This is a genomic window from Mesorhizobium sp. L-8-3 (genome assembly GCF_016756615.1).
Lineage (GTDB): Bacteria > Pseudomonadota > Alphaproteobacteria > Rhizobiales > Rhizobiaceae.
In genome coordinates, this window is sequence record NZ_AP023262.1 from 8,290,982 (window position 1) to 8,314,025 (window position 23,044).

Sequence of the window (23,044 nt, forward strand, 5' to 3'; positions counted from 1 at the left end):
AATAATACTCAATTGTCTATATTGAATACCAATTCTAAGAAAATCAAAAAATACCCCACAAAGAGGCATCAGATACTTCTCTGAAATCTACCAAATCTTGCCAACAGAGAGCCGACAAATCGTCACATCTGCCTAAGGTCTCCCGCTGCGACAACCGGGCCGGTCGGCTGCCCGGTCGGCGAACCGCCGGCCGGCTCGGCGCTGACGGCCAGGATTGCGCCTGCGGCCAGCCTGGCGCGAGCCGGTTCGGCGACGGCCAGGCGCGCTGTCGCCGCGGCGGGGATGACCCCGATCGACACCGGCGCGTTGCTGCCTTCGATCATCCACAGCTCGAAGTCCTTGCCTGGCGCACGCTCGCCCGAGAGCTGCGACAGGCCGATGTCGCCACGCCCGGCATCGTAGACGGCGAGATACCGCACGTCGCTGCCATCGGCGGAGAGCGTGGCGGCCAGAAGCGACGACGGCGCCTCGGCCGGCGGGCGAATATGGGGGACCGCGAGGTAGATCGCGAGCGCTGCGACGGCCGCCGCCGCAAGTACGCGCCAGAAGGCGAGGCTCGACCACAGCCCACCCGGCCGGTCCGGTGCCTCTTCGGCGGCAGCCTCCGGTTCTTCGGCGCGTGCCGGAACCGCGTCCTGGAACAATCGCCGGTCGATGGCCGCCTTAAGGGCGGCAGGCGGCTCCGTCTCCGGATAGGCGGCCGCGAGCGGAGCGAACTGGACCTCCCAGCCGTCGACGAGGCGCGCGAAGTCGGGCTCGTTGTCGATGCGGGCCGACACGATCTGTCGCTCGTCCTCGGGCAGCACGCCCAGAACATACTCGGCGGCGAGGATCTCGTCGCCTCCGCGCTCCGGTCCGTTTTCCTCCACAAGCGTCATCGCTCGAGGCATTCCCTCAGTTTCATCAGGCTGCGCCGCAGCCAGGTTCGCATCGTGTTCAGCGGCACGCCGTGGCGTTCGGCGAGCTCGGCATAACTCTCTCCCTTCAGATAGGCACCGCGCACGGCCGCGGCCCGATCCTGCTCGAGTTCGTCGAGGCAGTCATGGATGCGCCTGCTCTCGTCACCCGCGATCGCCTTCGCCTCCGGTCCGGGAGCCGGGTCGGCGACATCGAGGGCCGCATCGATAACGCTCGCCGGCTGCTTTCTGGCCCGGATACGATCGATCGCATGGTTGCGTGCCACCGCAACCAGCCAGGACATCGGACTCAAATCCGAAACGGCGAAGCGGTCCGCCTTCGTCCAGATCTTGATATAGACTTCCTGCAGCGCCTCCTCCGCCTCGGCACGGTCGTTCAAGACACGCAGGCACACGCCAAAGAGTTTCGCACTGGTCTGTCGGTAAAGCGCGTCGAAGGCGGCCCGATCCTTCATCGAGATCCTGACGATCAGCTTTGTGACGTCTTGTGGGGCCATCGACACCAAATTACGGCTTTGCCGTATATTTTCAATCGAGAACACAACCCTCGCCGGGTAAACACCGTGTGGCCATCCGCTCCGGCTGCACTAGATGGCCTAGTGCCGTGTGGCGGCTACAGCGGAAATTGCAGGAAAGGGAGAGAGGATGTCCTTGCGCAACCAGTTGATCGGCCTTGTTTCGGTCGCCGCGATCTGCTTCGGCCCGGCCGATGCCGCCGAGATCTCGATCGTCACCGGATCGGTCGGCGACGACCTCGGCCAATTGCAGGCACAACTCAAGGAATTCGAGAAAAAAAGCGGCCATACAGTGAGGGTGGTGACCACGCCGCCGTCATCCAGCGAACAGTTCACGCAGTTCCGCCTTTGGATGGCCGCCGGAAGCCCGGATATCGACGTCTATCAGATCGACGTCGTCTGGGCACCGCAACTCGCCCAGCACTTCGTCGATCTGTCGCCTCACGTGCCGGATGCCGCCAGCCAGCATTTCGACGCGATCATCCGATCCCAGACAGTGGACGGCAAGCTCATCGCGCTGCCGATGTTCGCGGATGCGCCGGCGCTCTATTACCGCCGGGATCTCCTCGAGAAGCATGGCGAAAAGGTACCCGCCACATGGGAGGAACTGGGAGCTGTTGCCTCAAGGATCGTCGAGGCGGAACGCGCGGCGGGAGACCGCCGGCTGTGGGGATTTGTGTTCCAGGGCGCAGCCTATGAGGGCCTCACATGCAATGCGCTCGAATGGATCGCCTCGCATGGCGGAGGTGAGTTCGTCGAGGAGGATGGAAGCATTTCCGTCTTCAACGAGCACGCGATCAAGGCCCTGGAGACTGCGCACTCGTGGATCGGAACGATCGCGCCGGAGGGGGTCCTGTCCTATCAGGAGGAGGAGTCCCGCGGCGTCTGGCAGACGGGCAATGCGGTGTTCATGCGCAATTGGCCCTATGCCTACGCCTTGAGCAACCGCGACGATTCCATCGTGAAGGGCAAGTTCGCGGTGACGACGCTGCCGGCCGGAGAGGGAGGCCGTTCGGCCGCCACCCTGGGCGGCTGGAACCTCGGCGTGTCGCGTTATTCGCGGCATCAGGACGCAGCGATCGAACTGGTCGAATTCCTCACCTCGGAACAGGCACAGAAGCAGCGGGCGCTGCTGAGTTCGCGGCTGCCGACGCGGCCGGCGCTCTACGACGATCCCGATATCGCGAGCCGCCAGCCGATCATCCCGCAGTGGAAGGCGGTCCTGGAGAATGCGGTGCCGCGCCCCTCGGCGGTGGTCAAGGCCAAATACAACGAATTTTCCTCGCAGGTCTGGACCGCCGTCCACAATACGCTCGCCGGCAAGGGAACCGCCGCGGACAATCTTGAACTGCTGGAGGTTCAACTCACCCGGCTGCAAGGCGGCAGTTCCTGGTAGGGCGGCATGCGGACTGCTCTCCTGCCATCGCGCCGCGAGCGCAGGCGGATCGCCACCGCATGGCTTTTCGTGGCACCGATGCTGTTGGTGCTCGCCGCCGTGGCCGCCTGGCCGCTTGGCCGAACCATCTATTTCAGCTTCACCGATGCTTCGCTCGGCAGCCTCGACCAGGCGGCATGGATCGGCTTTCGCAACTATTACGACGTCGTCACGCTGTCCAGCGGAAGAGCCTTCCGTTCCGGCCTGCTGGCCGACCCCGTCTGGTGGACGGCAGTGTGGAACACCATCCGCTTCGCCGCGATCTCGGTTTTCTTCGAGACCGTCTTCGGAACGATCATCGCACTCGTGCTGAACGCCGAATTCAGGGGGCGCGGCCTTGTGCGCGCGGCCGTCCTCATCCCATGGGCCATACCGACGATCGTCTCGGCCCGGATATGGGCCTGGATGATGAACGACCAGTTCGGTATGATCAACGATCTCCTGCTTCGGCTTTCGCTTATCGACCGGCCGGTCGCCTGGACCGCCTCGCCCGACACCGCACTGATGGCCGTGCTCGTCGTCGACATCTGGAAATCCACGCCCTTCATGGCGCTTCTCATCCTCGCCGCGTTGCAGATGCTGCCGGCGGACATCTATGACGCGGCCCGCCTCGACGGGGCGCGTCCCACCACCGTGTTCTTCAGGATCACCCTGCCTCTCATCCGTCCCGCGCTCGTGGTGGCGATCATTTTTCGAACCCTCGATGCGCTGCGGGTGTTCGACGTGATCTACGTGCTCACGCCGAACAACGAAAGCACCAAGTCCATGTCGGTGTTTGCGCAGGAAAATCTCTTCGCATTCGACAAATTCGCCTATGGCTCGGCCGCCTCGACGTTGCTTTTCCTCGTGATTGCGCTCGTCACGGCCGTCACCATCACGGCGAGCCGGCTGCGGCTCGGCGAGGAGCGATGGGCATGAGCGGGATCGCCAGGACGGCCGGCTTCTATCTCCTTGTCGGCGTCATCGTGCTGCAGGCCGTATTTCCGTTCTATTATGCAGTGATCACGTCGTTCAAATCAGGCGCCGCGATCTTCGACGTCGACTACTGGCCGGTGACATTCTCCCTCGGCAACTACCTCTCGGTAATGACGCAGGGGCCATTCGCCCGCAACGTGCTGAATTCGATCCTGGTCTCCGGCATGGTCGTCATCTTGTCGCTGGCCGTTGCCGTCACGGCCGCCTATGCGCTGGCGCGCATCCGTTTCCGGGGCCGCACTCTCCTGCTCATGACGATCCTGTCGGTATCGATGTTTCCGCAGATCGCAGTGCTGGCGGGGCTGTTCGAGGCTGTGCGCACGCTCGGCCTCTATAATTCGCTGTGGTCGCTGGTGCTCGCCTATATGATCTTCACGCTTCCGTTCACGGTCTGGGTCCTGACGGCCTTCATGCGCGAGCTACCCGTCGAGATCGAAGAGGCGGCGATCATGGACGGCGCTTCGCCGCTCACCATCGTGCTGCGCATCTTCCTGCCTCTAATGCGGCCCGCGATGGCAGCGACGGGCCTGCTTGCCTTCATAGCGGCCTGGAACGAATTTCTATTCGCATTGAGCTTCATCTCGACGGATGCGCGCCGCACCGTCCCCGTGGCGATCGCGTTCCTGTCCGGGGCCACGGCATTCGAGATCCCGTGGGGCAACATCATGGCCGCTTCGGTCATCGTCACCGCGCCGCTGATCGCGCTCGTGCTCGTCTTCCAGCGCAGGATCGTTTCGGGGCTGGTTGCCGGCGGCGTCAAGGGCTGATGCCGGCGCGCAGGTCTCGTTGCCAAAGCCGCCGCCGCCCGATAGCCTTTCCCGTGTGGCGGGGGGTATCGGACCATGTCGATCGAAAGGCTGCTGTGGGAAGAGGATGCGACGACGCTGGCCGATCTCGTCCGTAGGGGCGAAGTTTCGCCGATCGAGCTTGTCGATGCAGCCATCGCCAGGGCCGAGCGTGTCAATCCCGAGATAAACGCCATCGCGGAAGAGACCTTTGAGCGAGCGCGGGAAAGGGCGAAGACGGTCGACCGCGGCGCACCGCTTGCCGGCGTGCCCTTCGCCATCAAGGATCTGGGCATCGCCCAGAAGGGCGTGCCGACCCATGGCGGCAGTTGCATTCCGGCCTTCGTGCCGGATTTCGATTCCGTGCTCACCGAGCGGTACCTCGCCGCAGGGCTGATCCCGATCGCCACCAGCACCACGCCGGAGCACGGCCTGCGCCTGATGACGGAATCAGCGGCTTTCGGCATCACCCGCAACCCGTGGAACACCGGCCACACGACCGGAGGCTCGTCGGGCGGCGCGGCCGCGCTTGTGGCAGCCGGCGTCGTGCCGGTCGCCCATGCCTCCGACGGCGGCGGCTCGATCCGCGTGCCGTCGGCCTGTTCCGGGCTGGTCGGGCTCAAGACGTCGCGCGGGCGCGTGCCGCTGTCGCCGCTGGTCTCGGAATCCTGGTACGGCTTCGTCGTCGACCACGCCGTCGCCCGGTCGGTCCGCGACAGCGCCGCCCTGCTCGATCTCACCCACGGGCCGGATCCGCTGGCGCCCTATGCGGCGCGTCCCCCGAAAGGCACTTTCAGCGACGCCGCGGCGCGCGAGCCCGGACGCCTGAGGCTCGCGGTCTATCGGCGCTCCCCGCTCGGACTGGAGATTTCCGCCGAAACGCTGGCCGCGCTCGACACGGCGGTGGCGCTCGCCCGCGAGGGCGGCCACGACGTCGAGGAGATCGACCTGCCGATGATCGGCCGCGACTTCATGGCCGACTTCGCCATGTCGGTCTGCTCGGCCGTGGCCGGCACCATGCGCATGGAGGCGCTTCGCGTCGGCCGCCCGGTCCTCGGCGAGGTCGAGCGCGCGACGCGGGTGCTCGCCCGCTTCGGCGAGCTCATGTCCGCCGGCGAGGTCTATGAGACGCTGGAGCGGCTGCATGCCGCGTCCCGCAAGCTGATCATCGAAACCGCTTCCTATGACGCCGTGCTGATGCCGATCATCGCACATCCGCCGCTGCCTTGCGGAGCGATGGACGCCAAGGGTTCCGACGCGTTCACCGAGAACATGCTCGACAGGCTCCGCCTCACCCGGATGCTCAAGTTACGCACCTTTTTCGGCCAGTTGCTGGACCAGAGCCTGTGGTTCACGCATTGGCCCTCGATCCAGAACGTCTCCGGCCAGCCCTCGATCGCCATGCCGGTCCATGTCACCGCCGCCGGCCTGCCGCTCGGCATCCAGGCGGCCGGCCGGCCAGGCGACGAGGAGACACTTTTGTCCCTCGCCGCGCAGATGGAGAAGCTGTCGGGCTGGACGAAGCGACGGGCGCCGCTGATGAAGCCGGAGTGAGACGCGGCTCAGCCCTCCGTAGCGTTGCCCGCCATCGCGTTTCCCGCTAAGACGCCAGCGACCCGATTTCCCCGTGAGGCCCTTCATGACGACGGACACTGCCGAGACCGCCGCGGCGCAGGCGCGCCTGCTTTCCGCCGCGCTGCCCTATATGCAGCGCTATGAGAACAAGACCGTCGTGGTGAAATATGGCGGGCACGCCATGGGCGACATCGCGCTCGGCAAGGCCTTCGCCCGCGACATCGCGCTCCTGAAGCAATCGGGCGTCAACCCGATCGTGGTGCATGGCGGCGGGCCGCAGATCGGCGCCATGCTCACCAAGATGGGGATAGAATCGAAGTTCGAAGGCGGCCTGCGCGTCACCGACCGTAAGACGGTCGAGATCGTCGAGATGGTGCTGGCCGGTTCGATCAACAAGGAGATCGTTGCTCTCATCAACGCCGAAGGCGAATGGGCGATCGGGCTCTGCGGCAAGGACGGCAACATGGTTTTTGCCGAGAAGGCCAAGAAGACAATGATCGATCCCGACAGCAACATCGAGCGCGTGCTCGACCTGGGCTTCGTCGGCGAACCGGTCGAGGTCGATCGCACGCTGCTCGACCTGCTTGCGCGCTCGGAGATGATCCCGGTGATCGCGCCTGTCGCTCCCGGCCGCGACGGTCACACCTACAACATCAACGCCGACACCTTTGCCGGTGCGATCGCGGGGGCGCTCGGCGCCTCGCGCCTGCTCTTCCTGACCGACGTGCCCGGCGTGCTCGACAAGGATAAGAAGCTGATCGACGAACTGACCGTCGCCGAGGCCAAGGCCCTCATCAGGGACGGCACCATTTCGGGCGGCATGATCCCCAAGGTCGAGACCTGCATCGAGGCGATCGACCGCGGGGTCGAAGGCGTCGTCATCCTCAACGGCAAGACGCCTCATTCGGTCCTGCTCGAACTTTTCACCGAGCATGGCGCGGGCACGCTGATCGTTCCCTGACGATGGAACCGGTCTTCGGGAGTCTGGGAGCGCCGAGCGTCCATTCGAACGCGCGCCAAAGCCTCGACATGTCGCCCGACCTGACAGAGTGAGGGTTGCATGAGCGGTACGGACCTGCTTTGCTGCAGGTCATGACGCGGCGGGGTCTTCTCGGGAGCGAAGTCCCATGGGCCGGATCAACATACGCTACATCGTGACCGACGTGCAGAAGGCGGTCACGTTCTATGAAGAGATGCTCGGTTTCCAGGTGGAGATGCAGCCGGCGCCCGGTTTTGCCGCACTCTCCAGGGACGGCATTCGACTGCTCCTCAACGAGCCGGGTTCAGGCGGAGCCGGTCAGGCGATAGCCGGCGGCGAGCCCGCGCCCGGCGGCTGGAACCGCATCCAGATCGAAGTCGACGATCTCGCCGCGACGGCGAAGAGGCTCAAGCATGCAGGCTGCAGCTTTCGCGGCGAGATCGTGCTCGGCCGCGGCGGCAAGCAGATATTGGTCGACGATCCATCCGGAAATCCGATCGAACTGTTCGAGCCGACGCCGCGCGCGTGACTGCTCGAGGAGCACGGTCGGCTACGTGGCCGGTCGCTCGTCGGTTGCGATCAACGCCCTGTATTTCTGCTGCAGTTCGGTCGCGCCCTGCAGGAAACGCAGTATCGCGGCCAGTTCCTCGCTCGTGAATGCCTGCAGGAAGCGCGCACCGGCCTCGCCGATCGGGCGGTAGTAGCGCGCGGCGATCTCCTCCATGGCGCCGGTGGTTTCCACCATGACCTTGCGCCTGTCTTCCGCGCTGCGGGTCCGCCGGAGCAGGCTCCGCGCCTCAAGCCGATCGATGAGCGCAGTGACGGCGGCCGGCGTCAGCCCGGTCGCTCCGGCGATCGCGCCCGCCGGTTGCGCACCGCCGTAGAGGAACGACAGGCAGCGGCGCTCGGCCGCGTTGAGCTGCAGACTTTCCCCTACCGCGTCGTCATAGGCTTGCGTGGCGTCCTGCCAGCGCATGACCGCCTCGCCGATGGCCTCGACGAGATCGTCCCGATCCGGGCTTGACGAATTTAATTCGACCATCTAAATATCAATCTATCGTAATTTTCATCCGCCGCATCAATATGAACGTTGGCGTCGGCCTGCGCAAGTCCGGGAGAAGGATGATGCAACCACACAGCCGCGCGACCCTCGCGAGGCAGGAGCAAAACATCTCGGGTTGGGAGGACCAGACCTCGCCCTGCGGCCGCGCGGCGCTGTGTATCCTCGGCATCGTGGCGCTGCTCCTGCACATCGCGATATTGGGAGCCCATCCATGACCGGCGCCGGCACGGCTGAGGCCGGACGTCAGGTTGCAATCATCGGCGCCGGCGTATCCGGTCTGGCACTGGCAATACGCCTGCTGCAGACCGGCTGGACCGTGGAGATTTTCGAGGCCCGCGGCGAAGAGGCGATCGGCGACGGCGCCTTCCTCACCCTGGCTCCAAACGGCATCAACGCGTTGCGGGCGCTCGGCCTGGCCGAGCGTATCTTCGGTCGCGGCATCCCCACGATCGGCTTCGAGATCCTCAACGCCGCCGGCAAACGCATCGCACGGCTCGACGAGCGCGAGGACCAGCGACGGGCGGGAGCGGCCAGCGTTACGCTCAAGCGTTGCGATCTGCTGGACGTGCTGCTTGGCGAGGCCAAGCGAGCAGGTGCCCGGATCCGGTTCGGCCATGTGTTGACCGGGATCGAGCGTGACGGCGACGGCGTGACGCTGAACTTCACCAATGGCGCAACGACGGCGGCAGAGTGGATCGCCGGCTGCGACGGGGTATGGTCGCGCACCCGCCGCCTTGCTTTCCCGGGCGCCCCGGACCCCGTCTATACCGGCCTTACCGGGACCGGCGGTTTCCTGGACCTTCCGTCAGTTGCGCCGACGGACGGCTTCATGCGCATGGTCTTCGGCGAGCATGCGTTCTTCGGCTACATCAAGGAGGGGGACGGCCCCGTCTTCTGGTTTGATTCCTTCGCGCTGGACGAGGAGACGGCGGTCGCCCGGCCCGACCCGACGATGCTCGCCGCCCTCGCGCGCGAACTTCACGCGACCGATCCGGCGCCCGTGTGCGACATAGCCGCCGGCATCAGCCAGCTGCCGCGCGCTTATCCGGTCTTCGACATGGCGCATCTGCCGTGCTGGTACGACGACCGCGTCGTGCTCCTGGGGGACGCCGCCCATGCGGTCTCGCCGCATGCCGGGCAAGGCGCCTCGATGGCGATCGAGGACGCGGTTGTACTCGCCGCCTGTCTGGGCGCGCACCCCGCTCCGGCCGAGGCTTTCGCCGCCTATCAAGGGCTCCGTCGTGACCGCGTCGAGCGCATCGTCAGGATGAGCCGCCGCCGAGGATCGCAAAAACGGGTGCAGGGGCGGCTGGCACTCTTCCTGCGCGACCTGATCCTGCCCTTGGTCATTCCGGTCATGGCCCGCCGGCAGCGGGACGTGACGCTCTACCGGGCCGACCTCGACCCGCTCGTGAAGCCGCGGTGAGGTTCAACTGCCGACGACCCGTGCGAGATGGTCGCCCAGCCTGACGGCCAGCGCAGTGATGGTCGTCGTCGGCGTGTATTGACCGCCGGTCTCAGGCGGCCGCTGGCATGGGCTCCGTCACCGCGCGGTTGCGCCCGCAGTTCTTTGCTTCGTAGAGGCGCCGGTCGGCTGCCCTCATGAGTTCGGATACACTCGCGTCGCGGCCGCACAATATGCCGCCGATGCTCACCGTCAGCGGGATCGGTTCGCCGTCGGTCGGGCTGAAGCGCAGCGCTTCGACCTCCTTGCGGATGCGCTCGGCGACACGGCGGGCATCGACGGCGGTGGCGCCGACAAGCAGGGCTCCGAACTCCTCGCCGCCGATCCGGCCAAGCACGTCGCTTTCCCGCACGCCCTGGCGGATCGCGCCGCAGATGGCCAGCAGGGCCTCGTCGCCTGCGAGGTGGCCGTGGGTATCGTTGATCTTCTTGAAATGGTCGGCGTCGATGATCAGCAATGCGCCCCGATCGATGCGCCGTCGCGAGGCGTCGATGGTCCCGAAGAAAGCCTCGCGCTTCAGCATCCCCGTCATCTCGTCGCGGTTCGCCTTTTCCGCGAGGCGCCTGTGCGCCGCCGCGAGCTGGGCATGGGCGCGCGCAAGCTCGCGATGCGCGACCTTCAGCCTCTGCTGCTGCGACAAGGTATAGGCGCTGGCGGGCCAAGCGATGAGGATCGGACAGAGCAGGCCCATAAGCAGCGCATTGCCGTCCATCGTGCCGCCGCGCACCGACAGCACGACCCACACGATGGCGAAGGACGCCAGCGCGGAGCAAAGAGCAACGCAACCCGATCTCAAAGCGATGCCGTTCATCCCGCCGCCCTCCATTGCCGGCGCGACCATTGCATCCGGGCGTTGAAGGCGGTCTTTCCCCGACCCGTAAAATTTGAACCGTCGGCCGAATTTCAGTCCCGCGCGGGGAGCCTCCCTCGCGGTCGGGGCCCGATTCTGTCGATCGGGTACAGCAACCGACTGAAGGCTTCCTTCCCGCCCGTTTCGTGGCATAAGAGACCCATGACCGAACTTCCCGATCCCGCCCGCTTCTCCCACGTCACCGACTGGGTGTTCGACCTCGACAACACGCTCTACCCGCATCACTCGAACCTGTTCTCGCAGATCGACGTGAAGATGACGGCCTATGTCGCCGAGCTGCTCAAGCTCTCGCGAGAAGACGCCCGCAAGCTGCAGAAGCAGCTCTATCTGGAGTACGGCACGACGCTGAACGGCCTGATGGAGCGCCACGCCATAGACCCGGACGACTTCCTGGAGAAAGTCCACGACATCGACTATTCGTGGCTGGTGCCGAATCCGGCGCTCGGGCAAGCTATCAGGTCACTGCCGGGCCGCAAATTCATCTTCACCAATGGCGATCGCGGCCATGCCGAACGCACGGCCCGTCAGCTCGGCATCCTCGACCATTTCGACGACATCTTCGACATCGTCGCCGCGGGCCTGACCCCGAAGCCGGCGCGCTCGACCTATGACAAGTTCATCGCCCTGCACCACGTCATGGGGCCGAATGCGGTGATGTTCGAGGATCTCGCTCGCAACCTGACCGTGCCGAAGGCGCTCGGCATGACGACCGTTCTGGTCGTTCCCCGCAATTTCGAGCCGACCTTCTCGGAGATATGGGAACGGGACCCTGCCTTCGACGACGACGTCGACTTCGTCACCGACGACATCACCACCTTCCTGGACGCCCTTATCGCGTCGCGCGCCGACTGATCGGGCCCGCTGGCGGATCGGGGGCGCCGGCGTTCAGTTCGACGTGTCGTGATTTGAATGGTCGTCGCCGGGCTTGCGCACGGGCAGCGAGATGTCGATCTTGCCGGCCTTCTCGAACTCCAACGAGAGCGGCACGCTGCTCCCATCCTTGAATGGTGTCGAGACCCGAAGGAACATCAGGTGCAACCCGCCAGGCTTCAGCTCCACCGCCGCGCCGGCCGGGATTTCCAGGCCGCCTTCGACCGGACGCATGACCATGACGTCGTTGACGACCTCCATCTTATGGACCTCGACCTTCGCCGCCGTTGGCGACGCGGCGGCGAGGAGCCGGTCGTCCTCGCTCCCCTTGTTGGTGATCGTGAGATAGCCGCCGCCTGACGGCTGGCCGGGCAGCATCGCCCGCGCCCAGCCCGCCGATATCTCGATATCGCCGACCGCTGCGGACTTCGCCTCGTCGGCGCGGGCCCTGCCGGAATAGGCGGTCAATACGGCGATGATGGTCAGCGCCACCGCGGCGGCGAACTGCAGGGAAAGTCGGTTGCTCATCTATCCTCGCACCAGAAGCGTCGTCCTCGCGGCAACAGCTATGGACAGCTTGCGGCACTTTCCAGGCGAGCACCATGCGTCATCCGAGCACAGTGATCGAACGCCGCGCGAGGCGGCCGCAATCAGAGCTTGTAGAACCGGCTGATGATGTCCCAGGCCTCGTCGGCCGTCTCGGCATAGTCGATGATGTCCTGGTCGCCGGGCGAAATCGTGCCTTGCTCCATCAGGAAATCGAGGTCCAGGGCGCGTTCCCAGAACGCCTTGCCGAACAGGATCACCGGCACCCGCTCCATCCGGCCGGTCTGGATCAGGGTCAGCGTCTCGAAGAACTCGTCGAGCGTGCCGAAACCGCCGGGGAACACCGCCACCGCCTTGGCCCGCATCACGAAATGCATCTTGCGGATCGCAAAATAGTGGAAGTTGAAGCAGAGGTCCGGCGTCACATAGGGGTTCGGCGCCTGCTCGTGCGGCAATACGATGTTGAGGCCGATCGACGGCGCGCCGACATCGGCCGCGCCCCTGTTTCCAGCCTCCATCACGCCTGGTCCGCCGCCGGTCACCACCACAAATTCCCGATAATAGGAAGCGGCCGAGTGCTGTGAGCATAGCCGCGCGAATTGGCGCGCCTCGTCGTAATATTTGCTGTTCACGAGCAGGTTTCGCCGCTGGGTCTCGGTCTTGGCCGCCCAAGCCTCGCCGCCCGGCTCCGGCAGGCGGGCGCCGCCGAACATGACCACGGTCGAACGAATGCCGCGTTCGGCGAGTATCATCTCGGGCTTCAGCAGTTCGAGTTGCAGACGCACCGCACGCAACTCGCGCTGCGTCATGAACTCTTCGTCGTTCCAGGCGAGCCGATAGGTAGGAGACTGCGTCTGAGGCGTGGACGGGGTTTTCCTTGCCCGCTCAAGATCCTCGTCCGAGTGCGGCAGCGGGGTCCATCCCGCCTTTTCCATCGGATTCATGATACTCCCGATCCCATCGTATCGCCGCACCGTCCCCGGCACGGCCCTGATTGACCCTCAACCAGCCTTGACATAGGGTCCGCGCCGATTTGAGGCCATGTGTTCGCAAGAACCCTATGCCCCACCCCTTAACACGACGTCAAATGGAGGCCCCTGATGCCGAAGCCCGACCTTGCCAGCCTCGAGAGGACGATCGACAAGGCTTTCGAGGACCGCGAGGCCGTGTCCACTGCCACGCGCGGCGAAGTGCGCGACGCGGTCGAGACCGCGCTCGGCCTGCTCGACCGCGGCGAGGCGCGCGTCGCCGAGCGGCGCGCCGACGGCCAGTGGCACGTCAATCAGTGGCTGAAGAAGGCGGTGCTGCTTTCCTTCCGGCTCAACCCGATGGAGGTCATCGCCGGCGGTCCCGGCCAGTCCGTCTGGTGGGACAAGGTGCCGTCGAAGTTCGACGGCTGGGGCGCGGTCGACTTCGAGAAGGCCGGTTTTCGCGCCGTGCCGAACTGCGTCGTGCGCCGTTCGGCCTATGTTGCTCCGGGCGCGATCCTGATGCCGTCCTTCGTCAATCTCGGCGCCTATGTCGACACCGGCACGATGGTCGATACCTGGGTGACGGTGGGTTCCTGCGCCCAGATCGGCAAGAATGTGCATCTGTCCGGCGGCGTCGGCATCGGCGGCGTGCTGGAGCCTATGCAGGCCGGTCCGACGATCATCGAGGACAATTGCTTCATCGGCGCCCGATCCGAGGTGGTCGAGGGCTGCATCGTGCGTGAAGGCTCCGTGCTCGGCATGGGCGTCTTCATCGGCAAGTCGACCAAGATCGTCGACCGGACGACGGGCGAGATCTTCTACGGCGAAGTACCGCCGCATTCGGTCGTGGTCGCCGGCGCCCTGCCCGGCAAGCCGCTGCCCAATGGCGAACCCGGCCCCAGCCTCTATTGCGCCGTGATCGTCAAGCGCGTCGACGAGAAGACCCGCTCGAAGACGTCGATCAACGAACTCCTCAGGGACTGACGTCCCGCGAACCAACGGATGCGATCCGCGTGCCCGACCCGTCACAACTCGTCTGGCTGTTCTTCCGCTTCCCGGGCCGCGTCAGCCGCGCGGCCTATTTCCTTGCGAGCCTGCTGGTCGTGCTCATCCAGGCATTCCTGCTCCATCGCTTCACACTGGTGCCGCCGGAAAGCTCCGAGGCGCAGCTTTGGGCGCTCGCCTTCTTCATCGCGGCGCTGATGTCTCTGTGGGCCAATATCGCGCTTGCCGCAAAGCGGTTCCACGACTTCGGCAAGTCGGGCTTTTGGGGTCTCATTTCGCTCGTCGCGGGGATCGTGCTGGTCCTCATCCTCAGCTTCATCCCCGGCGACCCCGGCGCCAATCGCTACGGGACACGTCCGAACGCTGCCGCCTGATCATGTCCCTCTTGCCTGATCGGCTGTAAGTGCACGCTCTCGCGTACCGGAGACGATGATCTCGAGGACCTCGTGCTCGTCGGTGTCCCTGACATAGCGGTCGCCGACATTCTCGCCTCGCTTCAGCACCATGACCCGGTCGCCCACGGCGAAAATGTCGACGAGCCGGTGTGAGATGATGATCTGAGCCACGCCCTGCTTCTTGAGTTCCAGCATGGTCTCGAGCAGCCGCTCGGTCGCCATTACCGAGAGATTGGCGGTCGGTTCGTCGAGGATCACGACGCGCGGGCCGAACGAGATCGCGCGGGCGATCGCCACGGATTGCTGGCGCCCGCCCGACAGGCTCTCCACCTTCTGATAGACGGAATTCACGTCGACCTTGAGCCGTTTCAGCACGCTGTCCGCTTGTGCATACATCTTGCGCCGGTCGACGAAGAGACCTTTGAGAGGCCAGCGGCCGAGAAAGATGTTCTGGCCAACGTCCATGTTCCCGCAAAGAGCGAAATCCTGGTAGATCATCTCGATGCCGGCGTCGCGGCTCTCATGCGGGCTCTTGAACTGCACCGGTTGCCCGGCGACGAAGATCTCGCCGGCATCGCGTTGATAGGCGCCGGTGAGGATCTTCATGAGCGTCGACTTGCCGGCCGAGTTGTCGCCGACCAGGCCGAGAATCTCGCCCGGATAGAGCCGGAGGTCGACCTTGCAGAGCGCCTGCACGGCCCCAAAGGCTTTTTCGATACCCCGCATTTCCACGATCGGCTCGGGTTGTGTCTCACGCATCGGCAGCTTCCGGTGTCCGTGCTCTTGCGAGGCGCGTTCGCAGGCGTGCGAAGATGTTAGCCTGGCGCACCCAAATGTCGATCAGCACCGCCACGATGAGGATGACGCCGATGAAGACGTTGATCCAGTGCTGCGGCATGCTGAAGCCCTGCACATTGAGCTGCAGGAGTGCGCGCACGAGCGTGATCACCGCCGCGCCCGCGAGCGCGCCGATCACCGTGCCATAGCCGCCGAAGATCGACCCGCCGCCGATGATGACCGAGGCGATGGCGTCGAGTTCGCGGAACTGGCCGGCGACCGGATTGAAGCTGCGAAAATAGGCGACATTGATGATCCCCGCCATGGTCGCGCAGAGTGCTGCCAGCATGAGCGAGACGAAGCGTACCCGGTTGGTGTTGATCCCGGCATAGGCGGCGGCGCGGATGTTGCCGCCCGTTGCATAGACCTTCTGTCCGAACGGCGCATAGGCCAGCACGACCCCGGCGATCAGGGCGACGAGAAGCATCCAGATCGTCTGGACGCTGACGACTTCGGCTATCGTGCGGACAATCCCGTCGGGAAGCGACATGCGGAAGTGAAGCAGGATGTCGTTCACCTTGCGGCCGAGCAGGTTGTAGCCTTCCGGCCAGCCGGTAAGCTGCTGGCCGGCCACAAACCACGCGGCGAGGCCGCGAGCGACGTAGTACATGCCAAGCGTGGCGATAAAGGCCGGCAGTTTGAAGCCGACCGTGACGACGGCATTGACGAAACCGGCGGCCATTCCGGCGAGCAATCCCATGGTGACCGCGGTGAGCGGATCGGCGCCCAGAACCTTCAGGAAATAGGCCGCCGTGCTCCCGGCCAATGCCAGAACGGCCCCGACCGACAGGTCGATGTCGCCGGCTGCGATGACGTAGGTGAGCCCGATCGTGATCAGCGCCAGTTCGGTGTAGTTGAGCAGGATCGCGAAGGTGTTGGACAGGTTCCACCAATAATCGGGCCTGAGGGCGAGGCCTGCCAACCACAGCAAGACAGTCAGGATGATGGCCAGTGAATCCCGCCGGGCAAGGAACTTCCCGGGCCCGGTCGCCGACAGCGCCATGTCCATCGCCATCGCCCCCTTGGTCTGGACGCCCTCGAGGGCAACGCCGCCGATCTCATAGACGGGTGGCGGCGGCATGCCGCGGAGCCAGGCCCAGAACCGCGTCACGATCTGGCGGCGAATGAGATGGGGCTCGATGAGCACGGCGACCACGAGGAGCAGCCCGAGGAAGACCGGCACCGCACCCACCGGTAGGGAGTAGATCGCGTTGACCGCCACCTCCTCGTCGCCGATCCTGATCATGCGCGTGATCGGCCAACCCTCGCGAAGCACCTTGTCGAGGAGCACGACCAGCAGGGCGCCGAGACAGGACCCGGCAATGCGACCGCGTCCGCCAAGGATCGAGGCGCCGCCGATCATCACCGCAGCAATGACGGTCAGTTCGCCGCTGACACCGTAGAGGGGGGTCACGCCCTTGTCCTGAGCTGCTGACAGGAGTCCGGCGAGAGTGGCGCAGAGCGAGGAGATCAGATAAGCGCGGATACGTACCCAGCGCGTCGAGATTCCGGCATAGACAGCCGCCTGCTCGTTGCCGCCGGTTGCGAAGGTCTCGTAGCCCCAGCGGGTCTTGGCGAGCACATAAGCGCCAATCATGGCAACGGCGGCGAAGATCAGAATCTGGTTGTTGAAGCCGAAGACATTCGTCTCGCCAAAGTGAAAGAAGAACGGATGGTCCTTCGCCTTGGCGGGATAGTAGATGGCCTGGCCGTGAGTGAGCGCGAGCACGAAGCCGCGGCCGATGAAGAGCATCGTCAGCGTGGCGATGAACGCCGGCACTTTCAGGATGGTGACGAGCACGCCGTTGGCGAAGCCGATCGCCGTACCCAGAAGCACGCAGAGAATCACCGAAGTGACCACGTCGAGATCGAGAAAGTTCGGCGCGAACAGCCTGGCGAAAACGACCGCGACCAGGCCATAGGTGGAGCCGACCGAGAGGTCGAGATCCTTGTTGACAATGACGAAGGTCATTCCGACCGCGATGATGGCAACCCGCGAGGTGTCGCGGAGCAGCGCGTGAAAGGCCTCCGTCGACCCGAAGAACGCCGGATTGACGAAGGCGCCGCCGAGATAGAGCAGCAAAAGCAGCGCGAGAAGCCCCGCCTCCCAGCCGCCGACGAGCTGGGACGGTGCGCGGCCTGGCCGTGTGGTCGCGTCAGCCCGCATTTCTCTCGCTCCAGGTGGCACTGCGGGAGGGCTCGCCCTCCCGCGTCGATCCGAAACGCCCGAGAAAGATCAATTCTCGAAGCGCTTGCCGACGTTTCCTACGGTCTCCTGCGTCACGAGCTGGGCGCGCGTGTCGAGGTTGGCCGCCGCGATGCCGCGGTCGATCTGCAGATAGAGCTGCATGACCGGCCAGAAGCCTTGCAGGAAAGGTTGTTGCCCAAGGGCACCGGTGAGGTCGCCGGCCTTCAGCGCATCCTGCTGGGCCGGGCCGAGGTCGAAGCCGTAGGCGCAGATCTTGCCGCTCATTCCGGTCTGGGCGACGGCCTTGGCGAGAGCCGGCGTGAACACGTTGTTGCCTGCGAAGGCGCCGACCACGTCGCCGCGCGACTCGAACAGCGTTACGATGCCATTCACCGGATCGTTCGGGTTGGTGTCGATGCCGGTGTTCTCCGGGCCCGCGTCGACCTTGAAGTTGTCGAGCTTGCCGGCGTCCTTGAGGCCCTTGACGATCGCGTTGAAGGCGGAAGTCACGCGGTTGTTCACCTCGATGTTGCCCATCGCGGTCGATGAAGGCAGCACGATCGAGCCCTTTTCGATGCCTTTGTCCGCCAGGCACTTGACAAGCGCCTCACCCGCGATCGCGGCAGCGGACGCGTCCTGGCCGGTATGGCCGATGCCGCTGCGATTGAGGATGGTGCCGTCGAAGGAATTGGTCGTGGCGACAGGGATGCCTTTCGCCTCGGCGGTCTTGACGATGTCGTTGTAGGCGCCGACCTGGGGCGTCGTCATGATCAGCCCGTCGATCGTCGGGTCCTGCACGATCTGGTTCAGGATCTCGATCTCGCGGGCCGGGTCGTCGGTCGGCGATTCCGAGCCGAGCAGCAGGATCTTGGCGCCGATCAGGTCGCCGGCGACTCTCGCGCCGACATAGACCGGATCGAAGAAGCCATTGCCGGCAGTATGCGTCACGATGGCGAAAGTGAGATGGCCATCTGCCGAATGGAAGTCCTTGGTGCCGGCGTCCTCCTTTGCTGCTTCTTCAAAATTGTAGCCGCCGACGGCCTTCTCGACGCTGCCGGACTGCGCGAAGGCGCACGGAACGCCGAACAACAACGCCGCGGCGCTCGCCGCGAGCGGGAAAATACGTCGCATGATTTTCCTCCCTTGCAACCAACGGGTCGGAAGCCGTTCGGGCGCATTTGTTCAGGGGGACCGAATGCTTCTTCCCGCAAGGGGATATTCTGCCTAAACCCGACCGAGGTAAATAGCGTCCCCGGCCGCGCGGACGTCCTCGGGCGCCAGCCCGGGCGGCCCCTCGCCTTTCGCCTCTGCGGCGCGCACCAGCGCCGCGATGCTGCGCGACAGCGGAGCGTCGGCGCCCGAGGCCATCGCCAGATGCACGATCGCGCCCTGGAACTCGTCGATCTCGGTCGGCCGTCCGCGTTCGAGATCGTCCCACATGGACGACCGCGCCCTGGGATCGACGGCCAGCATGCGCCGCGCGAGCAGGCCGAACAGGATGTCGGGCAGGCGCAGCACGACCGGCAGCAGCGCGGGCGTCGGCCCTCCGGCCCGCGCCGGCTTGATGCCCGCCTTGCGCATCACCGCCAGCGCCTCGGCGATCTGGTCCGCCAGCAGTAGCCGCCAGCGCCGATCGGCAAGCTGGGTGGCAAGAGGCAGGCCCGACAATGCGTTCAGCGCATTGTTGAGGTTGAGCAGGAGCTTGCCCCAGAGCACCGCAGCCATGTCGTCGCTTTCTCCGACGGGAAAGCCGTCCACGTCGAGGAAGCCCGCGAGATCGGCCGCGCCCGCCTCGATCAGGCAGCGCCCGCTCGTTGTCCTGTGAAATGTCGGAGCGCCCGCGCCCTCGGTCGCCTGAACCACGTTGAACGGCACCATGCCGGCGAGAACGACGCGACCGGCGCCGAGCCGCGACCGCAGGACCTCGCCGTTGCGGACGCCGTTCTGCAGGCTGAGCACGATCGCGTCGGGCCGCGCATGGGCGGCGATCAGCCCCGCCATCTCTTCCGTCGCTCCGCTCTTGACCGTGACCAGCACGATTCCTGCATCGCGCAGCGCCAAGGCAGGGTCGTCGGTCACGCTCACCGTCCCGGACGCGACCTTTCGGCGACGACCGTCGAGATCGACAACAAGCAAGCCTTCCCTTTGGATCGCCGTCACCAGGCGAGGGCGAGCGAGCAAGGTCACGTTACGGCCCGTGAGCGCCAGGCAGCCTCCCGCGTAGCAACCGATGCTGCCCGCACCCGCGATCGTCACCGGCATCCTGGTCTCGAACATGTCGTCGCCCTCGTCGTGATAGTGCTAAGGTGCCTCCCTCGAAACGGCAATGCCGGGCACGTAATCTACAATGTGCGCTCGAAAGCCATGCCCATCGCGAGAACATGGCGATCGGCCCCGATCCAGCCATCGATCTCAATCCCCACGGGCAGTCCTGCTCGGGTAGTTCCTACCGGAAAGCTAAGCCCAGGGAGGCCGGCATTCGCTCCTGGATCGGTATTGCGGATATAGGTGTCGAAGACTTTGGCACGACCCGTAGCAGGTATGTCCAACTCGCCGAACGCATTGGAAAGATCGATCGGGATCGCCGGCACCGGCACCGTGGGGAAGATCAGGCCGTCGAGGGCATGATCGCGAAAGGTTGCCTCATAGAGTGCGCGGAGTGCGGGTCTGTGGACCGATATCGCCCGCCGGTATTGCTCCGCGAAGGCCCCCGAGAGCACCGCCTCGAAGGCCGAGCGGACGTCGGGGTTGACGATGCTTCCGGCGAGTTCGGCAAGGTCCAGATCCGGCCGGCCTCCAGCAGCGAGATAGGCAGGTATGTCGATAGCCGGTTCGTGCAGGACGACCGGGGCCGAGACCTTCTCCCACAGCGGGCGCAGCCCGGGCAAGGAAACGTTGCTCAGAACCACGCCCAGTCCTTCGAGATGCGCACAGAACCTCCGGCAGATAGCTTCGACTTCAGGGTCAAGCATCTCCCAGAAACTGTCTGGCAAGCCCAGACGCAACCCGTCAAGCCGCGCCGGGGCGGGTGCGGCCTTGCCGGTGATCGCCTCATCCAGCAGCGCAAGATCGCCCACCGACACGGCCATGGGCCCGACCGTGTCGTTCGTGCGGCTTATCGGAAGGACGCCATCGACCGGGTAGCGCCGCTCGGACCCACCATCCCCGACCGAGGGTCGGAGACCGGCGATACCGCAAAGCGCTGCCGGAATGCGGATAGAGCCAGACGTATCCGTCCCCAAACCTGCCGGCACGATCCCGGCCGCGATCGCCGCCGCGGTTCCCCCGGAAGAACCGCCGGTGATCCGGTCCGGGTCACAGGGGTTACGCGCCGGCGGGAAGTCCGGGCCGAAATTCGTGTTGGTGATGCCGAAGGCCAGTTCATGCAGATTGGTCTTGCCGATCACGATCGCACCGGCCTGCTGCAGGCGGCGCACCACGTGCGCTGTCCGGTTCGGCCGGAACGTGGCCAGTGCTCTTGTGGCCCCGGTGGTCGCCCAGCCTTCGATGTCGATGTTGTCCTTGACGCAAACCGGCAATCCGGCAAGTGCGGGCAGGCACTCGCCGTTGCGACGAGCCCGGTCGACCCGCCGCGCCTCCGTCAATGCGACGTCCGCCTCGATCGCGAGAAAGGCGTTCAACTTCGCGTATTTAGAAGCCCTGCCCAGTGCCTCGGAGACAACATCCTCGGCCGTGACCGTACCTGACCTCAACCGCAGGACCAGTTCGCTTGCGTTCAGATGTCCTTTGACAGCCGTCACGCCAACTTCTCCTCTATCGAACTCGCGCTTCCTGTGCGCCGCCCCTTACCGAGAAGCTTCTCGGCCAGGCCAATCACCCCATTGGGCATCAGCACGACACAGGCAACAAGAATGGCTCCCATCCCGATATCGCGCAGATCGCCGAATTCGCGCATCGCCTCGTCGGCCAGCATCAGGATCACCGCGCCGACAACCGGCCCCCATACCGTGCCGACCCCGCCGACGATGATCATCGATAGAAGAAACAGAAGATGCGAGAAGGAGAAGACCACCGGCCCGACCACCCCGGTATTGACCGCATAGAAGGCCCCGGCCAGCCCGGTGAAGAACGACGACAGGCCAAAGATCCAGAACTGGTACTTGAACCGGTCGATCCCGCGGGCGGCGGCATAGGTCGGGTTATCGCGCAGCGCCTGGAAGGCAAGTCCCATAGGGCTGCGGATGACCAGGATGGAAAACACCATCGCCAGCGCCAGCAACGTGAGGCCCGCATAATAGTTTCCGACATAGAAGCCCGACCCGAACATTTGACGAAAGCCCAAATCTCCGAAGCGCGCGAACCCCCTTACCCCGCCCATCAAAGGCATGCAGCCGGAGGGAGGATTGGTGAAGCAGTCGGTGTCGTTGACGATCAGCACGAAGATCACCTGCGAGACGCAGATCGTGAGCAGGGCCACATAGGGCCCGCGCAGCCTCAGACAGGCCAAGCCGAGAACGATGCTGACCACGACCGAAAGCAAGGCCCCCGCCGGCATGGCCTGAAGCATTGAAGCACCGAAATAATATCCCAACATCGCCGTGGTATAGGCGCCCACCGCAAAGAGAGCGACCTGCGCCAGCGAGAAGATACCTCCGATGCCGAAGACCAGGTTCCATTGCACGACGACGGTGGCCCAGATGAAGAAGAACGTGGTCTGGGTCACCGTGTAACGCACACCCGAGACGAGGGGCAGGAGTGCGGCTCCCAGCGCGAGAAACGCACAAACGAGCAGATCCCGACGTTTCGCGGTCATAGCCGAACCCCTTGGCTGCGGCCAAACACTCCGTGCGGCCTCCAGATCAGAACGACGATCACCAGCATGAGCAGAAGGGCGAAGCTGAACCGCACTCCGAGCGTATACTGTACGACCGCCTCGAACAGTCCGACGAACAGCGCCGCGGCGACGCTGCCCGGGACGCTGCCGAGCCCGGCCACGACACAGATGATAAAGGCCTTCATCATCGGATCGGCGCCCATGTTGGGCAAAAGGCTCGAAAGCGAAGAAATGGTGATCCCCGAGACCGCGGCGAGACCGCCGGAAATCGCCAGCACCAGCGCATAGACGAAGCCGATGCGCACCCCCATCAATTGGGCGGCATCACGATTCTGGGCGGTGGCGCGGATCGCGCGCCCTGTGCGGCTTTTCTGCAGCATAAGCCCGAGTCCCGCCATCAGCACCATGGCCGTACCGAGGATCAGCAGGTTCTGATACGGCAGATAGACCTGCTCCCAGGCGACCGCGCCTTGCACTGCGGCGGGCTGAGGCTTCGGCTGCGGACCGAAGAGCCTGAGGATGACGCTTTCCAACACGGCGCCCACGCCGATGGTGGCAATGAAGATACGCGTCTCGAAATTTGCCGAGCGCAGCATCGGCCGTGCGACCAGGTGATAGATCACGGCCCCCACGGCGGCGCAGACAGCCACTGCGAAAGCGACGCCCAGGAGCGGATGGATGTCCAGGGACTGCAGCGCGAAATAGGAAAGGTATCCTCCGAGCGCGAGGATCGCGCCATGACTCATGTTGAGCATGTTCATGGCGCCGAAAACCAGCGCCAGACCCACCGTCGATATCGCATACATCGCCCCGAGGGTCAGGCCGGAGGCAAGGATCTGAAAGATGACGTCCATCGC

General features: G+C 64.9%; 24 protein-coding genes. 11 read left to right on the forward strand and 13 right to left on the reverse strand.

What is annotated here, in order from left to right:
• Positions 1-122: 122 nt before the first annotated feature.
• Both JN302_RS38050 and JN302_RS38055 read right to left on the reverse strand, forming a co-directional pair.
• Positions 123-878: an anti-sigma factor gene (locus JN302_RS38050; RefSeq protein ID WP_202331074.1), complete on the reverse strand. Its 756-nt coding sequence runs from the start codon at positions 876-878 to the stop codon at positions 123-125.
• Positions 875-1,414, reverse strand: a complete 540-nt coding sequence (locus JN302_RS38055; RefSeq protein ID WP_202331075.1) for a sigma-70 family RNA polymerase sigma factor — start codon at positions 1,412-1,414, stop codon at positions 875-877. The genes JN302_RS38050 and JN302_RS38055 overlap by 4 nt, the downstream gene beginning before the upstream one ends.
• Positions 1,415-1,562: 148 nt before the next feature.
• On the opposite strand from JN302_RS38055, the gene JN302_RS38060 reads away from it, so the two are divergent.
• The 6 genes from JN302_RS38060 (at position 1,563) to JN302_RS38085 (ending at position 7,710) form a co-directional block, all read left to right on the forward strand.
• The gene (locus JN302_RS38060; protein ID WP_202331076.1) at positions 1,563-2,828 is read left to right on the forward strand and encodes an ABC transporter substrate-binding protein; all 1,266 of its coding nucleotides are present in this window, start codon (positions 1,563-1,565) and stop codon (positions 2,826-2,828) included.
• Positions 2,829-2,834: 6 nt separating this feature from the next.
• Positions 2,835-3,785: a carbohydrate ABC transporter permease gene (locus JN302_RS38065; protein WP_202331077.1), complete on the forward strand. Its 951-nt coding sequence runs from the start codon at positions 2,835-2,837 to the stop codon at positions 3,783-3,785.
• Positions 3,782-4,609, forward strand: coding sequence for a carbohydrate ABC transporter permease (locus JN302_RS38070; protein WP_202331078.1), 828 nt, complete (start codon positions 3,782-3,784; stop codon positions 4,607-4,609). The genes JN302_RS38065 and JN302_RS38070 overlap by 4 nt, the downstream gene beginning before the upstream one ends.
• A gap of 75 nt (positions 4,610-4,684) precedes the next feature.
• Complete coding sequence (locus JN302_RS38075; RefSeq protein WP_202331079.1) at positions 4,685-6,181, forward strand: amidase; 1,497 nt, start codon at positions 4,685-4,687, stop codon at positions 6,179-6,181.
• An 85-nt stretch (positions 6,182-6,266) separates the two neighbouring features.
• A complete protein-coding gene (gene argB, locus JN302_RS38080) occupies positions 6,267-7,163 on the forward strand; it encodes an acetylglutamate kinase (protein WP_202331080.1) in 897 nt (298 codons plus the stop codon).
• Positions 7,164-7,329: 166 nt separating this feature from the next.
• Positions 7,330-7,710, forward strand: coding sequence for a VOC family protein (locus tag JN302_RS38085; RefSeq protein ID WP_202309390.1), 381 nt, complete (start codon positions 7,330-7,332; stop codon positions 7,708-7,710).
• A 21-nt stretch (positions 7,711-7,731) separates the two neighbouring features.
• Here JN302_RS38085 and JN302_RS38090 read toward each other — a convergent pair whose 3' ends face one another.
• The gene (locus JN302_RS38090; protein ID WP_202331081.1) at positions 7,732-8,223 is read right to left on the reverse strand and encodes a MarR family winged helix-turn-helix transcriptional regulator; all 492 of its coding nucleotides are present in this window, start codon (positions 8,221-8,223) and stop codon (positions 7,732-7,734) included.
• Positions 8,224-8,306: 83 nt separating this feature from the next.
• Here JN302_RS38090 and JN302_RS38095 point away from each other — a divergent pair, with 83 nt between their 5' ends.
• On the forward strand, positions 8,307-8,459 hold the full coding sequence (locus tag JN302_RS38095; protein ID WP_210382579.1) for a hypothetical protein: 153 nt from the start codon (positions 8,307-8,309) through the stop codon (positions 8,457-8,459).
• Positions 8,456-9,670, forward strand: coding sequence for an FAD-dependent oxidoreductase (locus JN302_RS38100; RefSeq protein ID WP_202331083.1), 1,215 nt, complete (start codon positions 8,456-8,458; stop codon positions 9,668-9,670). The genes JN302_RS38095 and JN302_RS38100 overlap by 4 nt, the downstream gene beginning before the upstream one ends.
• Before the next feature lie 91 nt (positions 9,671-9,761).
• Here the strand turns inward: JN302_RS38100 and JN302_RS38105 are convergent, their stop codons facing one another.
• The gene (locus JN302_RS38105) at positions 9,762-10,520 is read right to left on the reverse strand and encodes a GGDEF domain-containing protein (RefSeq protein WP_202309393.1); all 759 of its coding nucleotides are present in this window, start codon (positions 10,518-10,520) and stop codon (positions 9,762-9,764) included.
• A gap of 201 nt (positions 10,521-10,721) precedes the next feature.
• Between JN302_RS38105 and JN302_RS38110 the strand changes: the two genes are divergently transcribed.
• Positions 10,722-11,432 carry a pyrimidine 5'-nucleotidase gene (locus JN302_RS38110; RefSeq protein WP_202309394.1) on the forward strand — a complete coding sequence of 237 codons (711 nt, stop codon included), beginning with the start codon at positions 10,722-10,724 and terminating at the stop codon, positions 11,430-11,432.
• Positions 11,433-11,465: 33 nt separating this feature from the next.
• Here the strand turns inward: JN302_RS38110 and JN302_RS38115 are convergent, their stop codons facing one another.
• Both JN302_RS38115 and JN302_RS38120 read right to left on the reverse strand, forming a co-directional pair.
• A complete protein-coding gene (locus tag JN302_RS38115; protein WP_202309395.1) occupies positions 11,466-11,978 on the reverse strand; it encodes a copper chaperone PCu(A)C in 513 nt (170 codons plus the stop codon).
• Between the two features lie 122 nt (positions 11,979-12,100).
• Entirely contained in the window at positions 12,101-12,940 is an 840-nt protein-coding gene (locus JN302_RS38120; protein ID WP_202331084.1) for an LOG family protein, read from the reverse strand.
• Positions 12,941-13,096: 156 nt separating this feature from the next.
• Here JN302_RS38120 and dapD point away from each other — a divergent pair, with 156 nt between their 5' ends.
• A complete protein-coding gene (gene dapD, locus JN302_RS38125; RefSeq protein WP_202331085.1) occupies positions 13,097-13,951 on the forward strand; it encodes a 2,3,4,5-tetrahydropyridine-2,6-dicarboxylate N-succinyltransferase in 855 nt (284 codons plus the stop codon).
• A gap of 29 nt (positions 13,952-13,980) precedes the next feature.
• Positions 13,981-14,346 carry a DUF805 domain-containing protein gene (locus tag JN302_RS38130; RefSeq protein ID WP_202309398.1) on the forward strand — a complete coding sequence of 122 codons (366 nt, stop codon included), beginning with the start codon at positions 13,981-13,983 and terminating at the stop codon, positions 14,344-14,346.
• Here JN302_RS38130 and JN302_RS38135 read toward each other — a convergent pair whose 3' ends face one another.
• From JN302_RS38135 to JN302_RS38165, 7 genes are all read right to left on the reverse strand, one after another.
• The gene (locus JN302_RS38135) at positions 14,347-15,126 is read right to left on the reverse strand and encodes an ATP-binding cassette domain-containing protein (protein WP_202309399.1); all 780 of its coding nucleotides are present in this window, start codon (positions 15,124-15,126) and stop codon (positions 14,347-14,349) included.
• On the reverse strand, positions 15,119-17,371 hold the full coding sequence (locus JN302_RS38140; RefSeq protein ID WP_202331086.1) for an ABC transporter permease: 2,253 nt from the start codon (positions 17,369-17,371) through the stop codon (positions 15,119-15,121). The genes JN302_RS38135 and JN302_RS38140 overlap by 8 nt, the downstream gene beginning before the upstream one ends.
• A gap of 69 nt (positions 17,372-17,440) precedes the next feature.
• Positions 17,441-18,523, reverse strand: coding sequence for a substrate-binding domain-containing protein (locus tag JN302_RS38145; protein ID WP_202331087.1), 1,083 nt, complete (start codon positions 18,521-18,523; stop codon positions 17,441-17,443).
• Between the two features lie 93 nt (positions 18,524-18,616).
• Positions 18,617-19,669 (reverse strand): 2-dehydropantoate 2-reductase, encoded by a 1,053-nt coding sequence (locus JN302_RS38150; protein ID WP_202331088.1) that lies wholly within the window; start codon positions 19,667-19,669, stop codon positions 18,617-18,619.
• Between the two features lie 65 nt (positions 19,670-19,734).
• Positions 19,735-21,153: an amidase family protein gene (locus JN302_RS38155; RefSeq protein ID WP_202331089.1), complete on the reverse strand. Its 1,419-nt coding sequence runs from the start codon at positions 21,151-21,153 to the stop codon at positions 19,735-19,737.
• Positions 21,150-22,166: a branched-chain amino acid ABC transporter permease gene (locus JN302_RS38160; RefSeq protein ID WP_202331090.1), complete on the reverse strand. Its 1,017-nt coding sequence runs from the start codon at positions 22,164-22,166 to the stop codon at positions 21,150-21,152. Before JN302_RS38160 ends, JN302_RS38155 begins: the two co-directional genes overlap by 4 nt.
• Complete coding sequence (locus JN302_RS38165; RefSeq protein ID WP_202331091.1) at positions 22,163-23,041, reverse strand: branched-chain amino acid ABC transporter permease; 879 nt, start codon at positions 23,039-23,041, stop codon at positions 22,163-22,165. Before JN302_RS38165 ends, JN302_RS38160 begins: the two co-directional genes overlap by 4 nt.
• Between the last annotated feature and the right edge of the window lie 3 nt (positions 23,042-23,044).

Coding starts and splice junctions, on each gene's coding strand:
- JN302_RS38050 (WP_202331074.1), bottom strand. CDS start 878: ATGACGCTTGTGGAGGAAAACGGACCGGAGCGCGGAGGCGACGAGATC.
- JN302_RS38055 (WP_202331075.1), bottom strand. CDS start 1,414: ATGGCCCCACAAGACGTCACAAAGCTGATCGTCAGGATCTCGATGAAG.
- JN302_RS38060 (WP_202331076.1), top strand. CDS start 1,563: ATGTCCTTGCGCAACCAGTTGATCGGCCTTGTTTCGGTCGCCGCGATC.
- JN302_RS38065 (WP_202331077.1), top strand. CDS start 2,835: ATGCGGACTGCTCTCCTGCCATCGCGCCGCGAGCGCAGGCGGATCGCC.
- JN302_RS38070 (WP_202331078.1), top strand. CDS start 3,782: ATGAGCGGGATCGCCAGGACGGCCGGCTTCTATCTCCTTGTCGGCGTC.
- JN302_RS38075 (WP_202331079.1), top strand. CDS start 4,685: ATGTCGATCGAAAGGCTGCTGTGGGAAGAGGATGCGACGACGCTGGCC.
- argB (WP_202331080.1), top strand. CDS start 6,267: ATGACGACGGACACTGCCGAGACCGCCGCGGCGCAGGCGCGCCTGCTT.
- JN302_RS38085 (WP_202309390.1), top strand. CDS start 7,330: ATGGGCCGGATCAACATACGCTACATCGTGACCGACGTGCAGAAGGCG.
- JN302_RS38090 (WP_202331081.1), bottom strand. CDS start 8,223: ATGGTCGAATTAAATTCGTCAAGCCCGGATCGGGACGATCTCGTCGAG.
- JN302_RS38095 (WP_210382579.1), top strand. CDS start 8,307: ATGCAACCACACAGCCGCGCGACCCTCGCGAGGCAGGAGCAAAACATC.
- JN302_RS38100 (WP_202331083.1), top strand. CDS start 8,456: ATGACCGGCGCCGGCACGGCTGAGGCCGGACGTCAGGTTGCAATCATC.
- JN302_RS38105 (WP_202309393.1), bottom strand. CDS start 10,520: ATGAACGGCATCGCTTTGAGATCGGGTTGCGTTGCTCTTTGCTCCGCG.
- JN302_RS38110 (WP_202309394.1), top strand. CDS start 10,722: ATGACCGAACTTCCCGATCCCGCCCGCTTCTCCCACGTCACCGACTGG.
- JN302_RS38115 (WP_202309395.1), bottom strand. CDS start 11,978: ATGAGCAACCGACTTTCCCTGCAGTTCGCCGCCGCGGTGGCGCTGACC.
- JN302_RS38120 (WP_202331084.1), bottom strand. CDS start 12,940: ATGAATCCGATGGAAAAGGCGGGATGGACCCCGCTGCCGCACTCGGAC.
- dapD (WP_202331085.1), top strand. CDS start 13,097: ATGCCGAAGCCCGACCTTGCCAGCCTCGAGAGGACGATCGACAAGGCT.
- JN302_RS38135 (WP_202309399.1), bottom strand. CDS start 15,126: ATGCGTGAGACACAACCCGAGCCGATCGTGGAAATGCGGGGTATCGAA.
- JN302_RS38140 (WP_202331086.1), bottom strand. CDS start 17,371: ATGCGGGCTGACGCGACCACACGGCCAGGCCGCGCACCGTCCCAGCTC.
- JN302_RS38145 (WP_202331087.1), bottom strand. CDS start 18,523: ATGCGACGTATTTTCCCGCTCGCGGCGAGCGCCGCGGCGTTGTTGTTC.
- JN302_RS38150 (WP_202331088.1), bottom strand. CDS start 19,669: ATGTTCGAGACCAGGATGCCGGTGACGATCGCGGGTGCGGGCAGCATC.
- JN302_RS38160 (WP_202331090.1), bottom strand. CDS start 22,166: ATGACCGCGAAACGTCGGGATCTGCTCGTTTGTGCGTTTCTCGCGCTG.
- JN302_RS38165 (WP_202331091.1), bottom strand. CDS start 23,041: ATGGACGTCATCTTTCAGATCCTTGCCTCCGGCCTGACCCTCGGGGCG.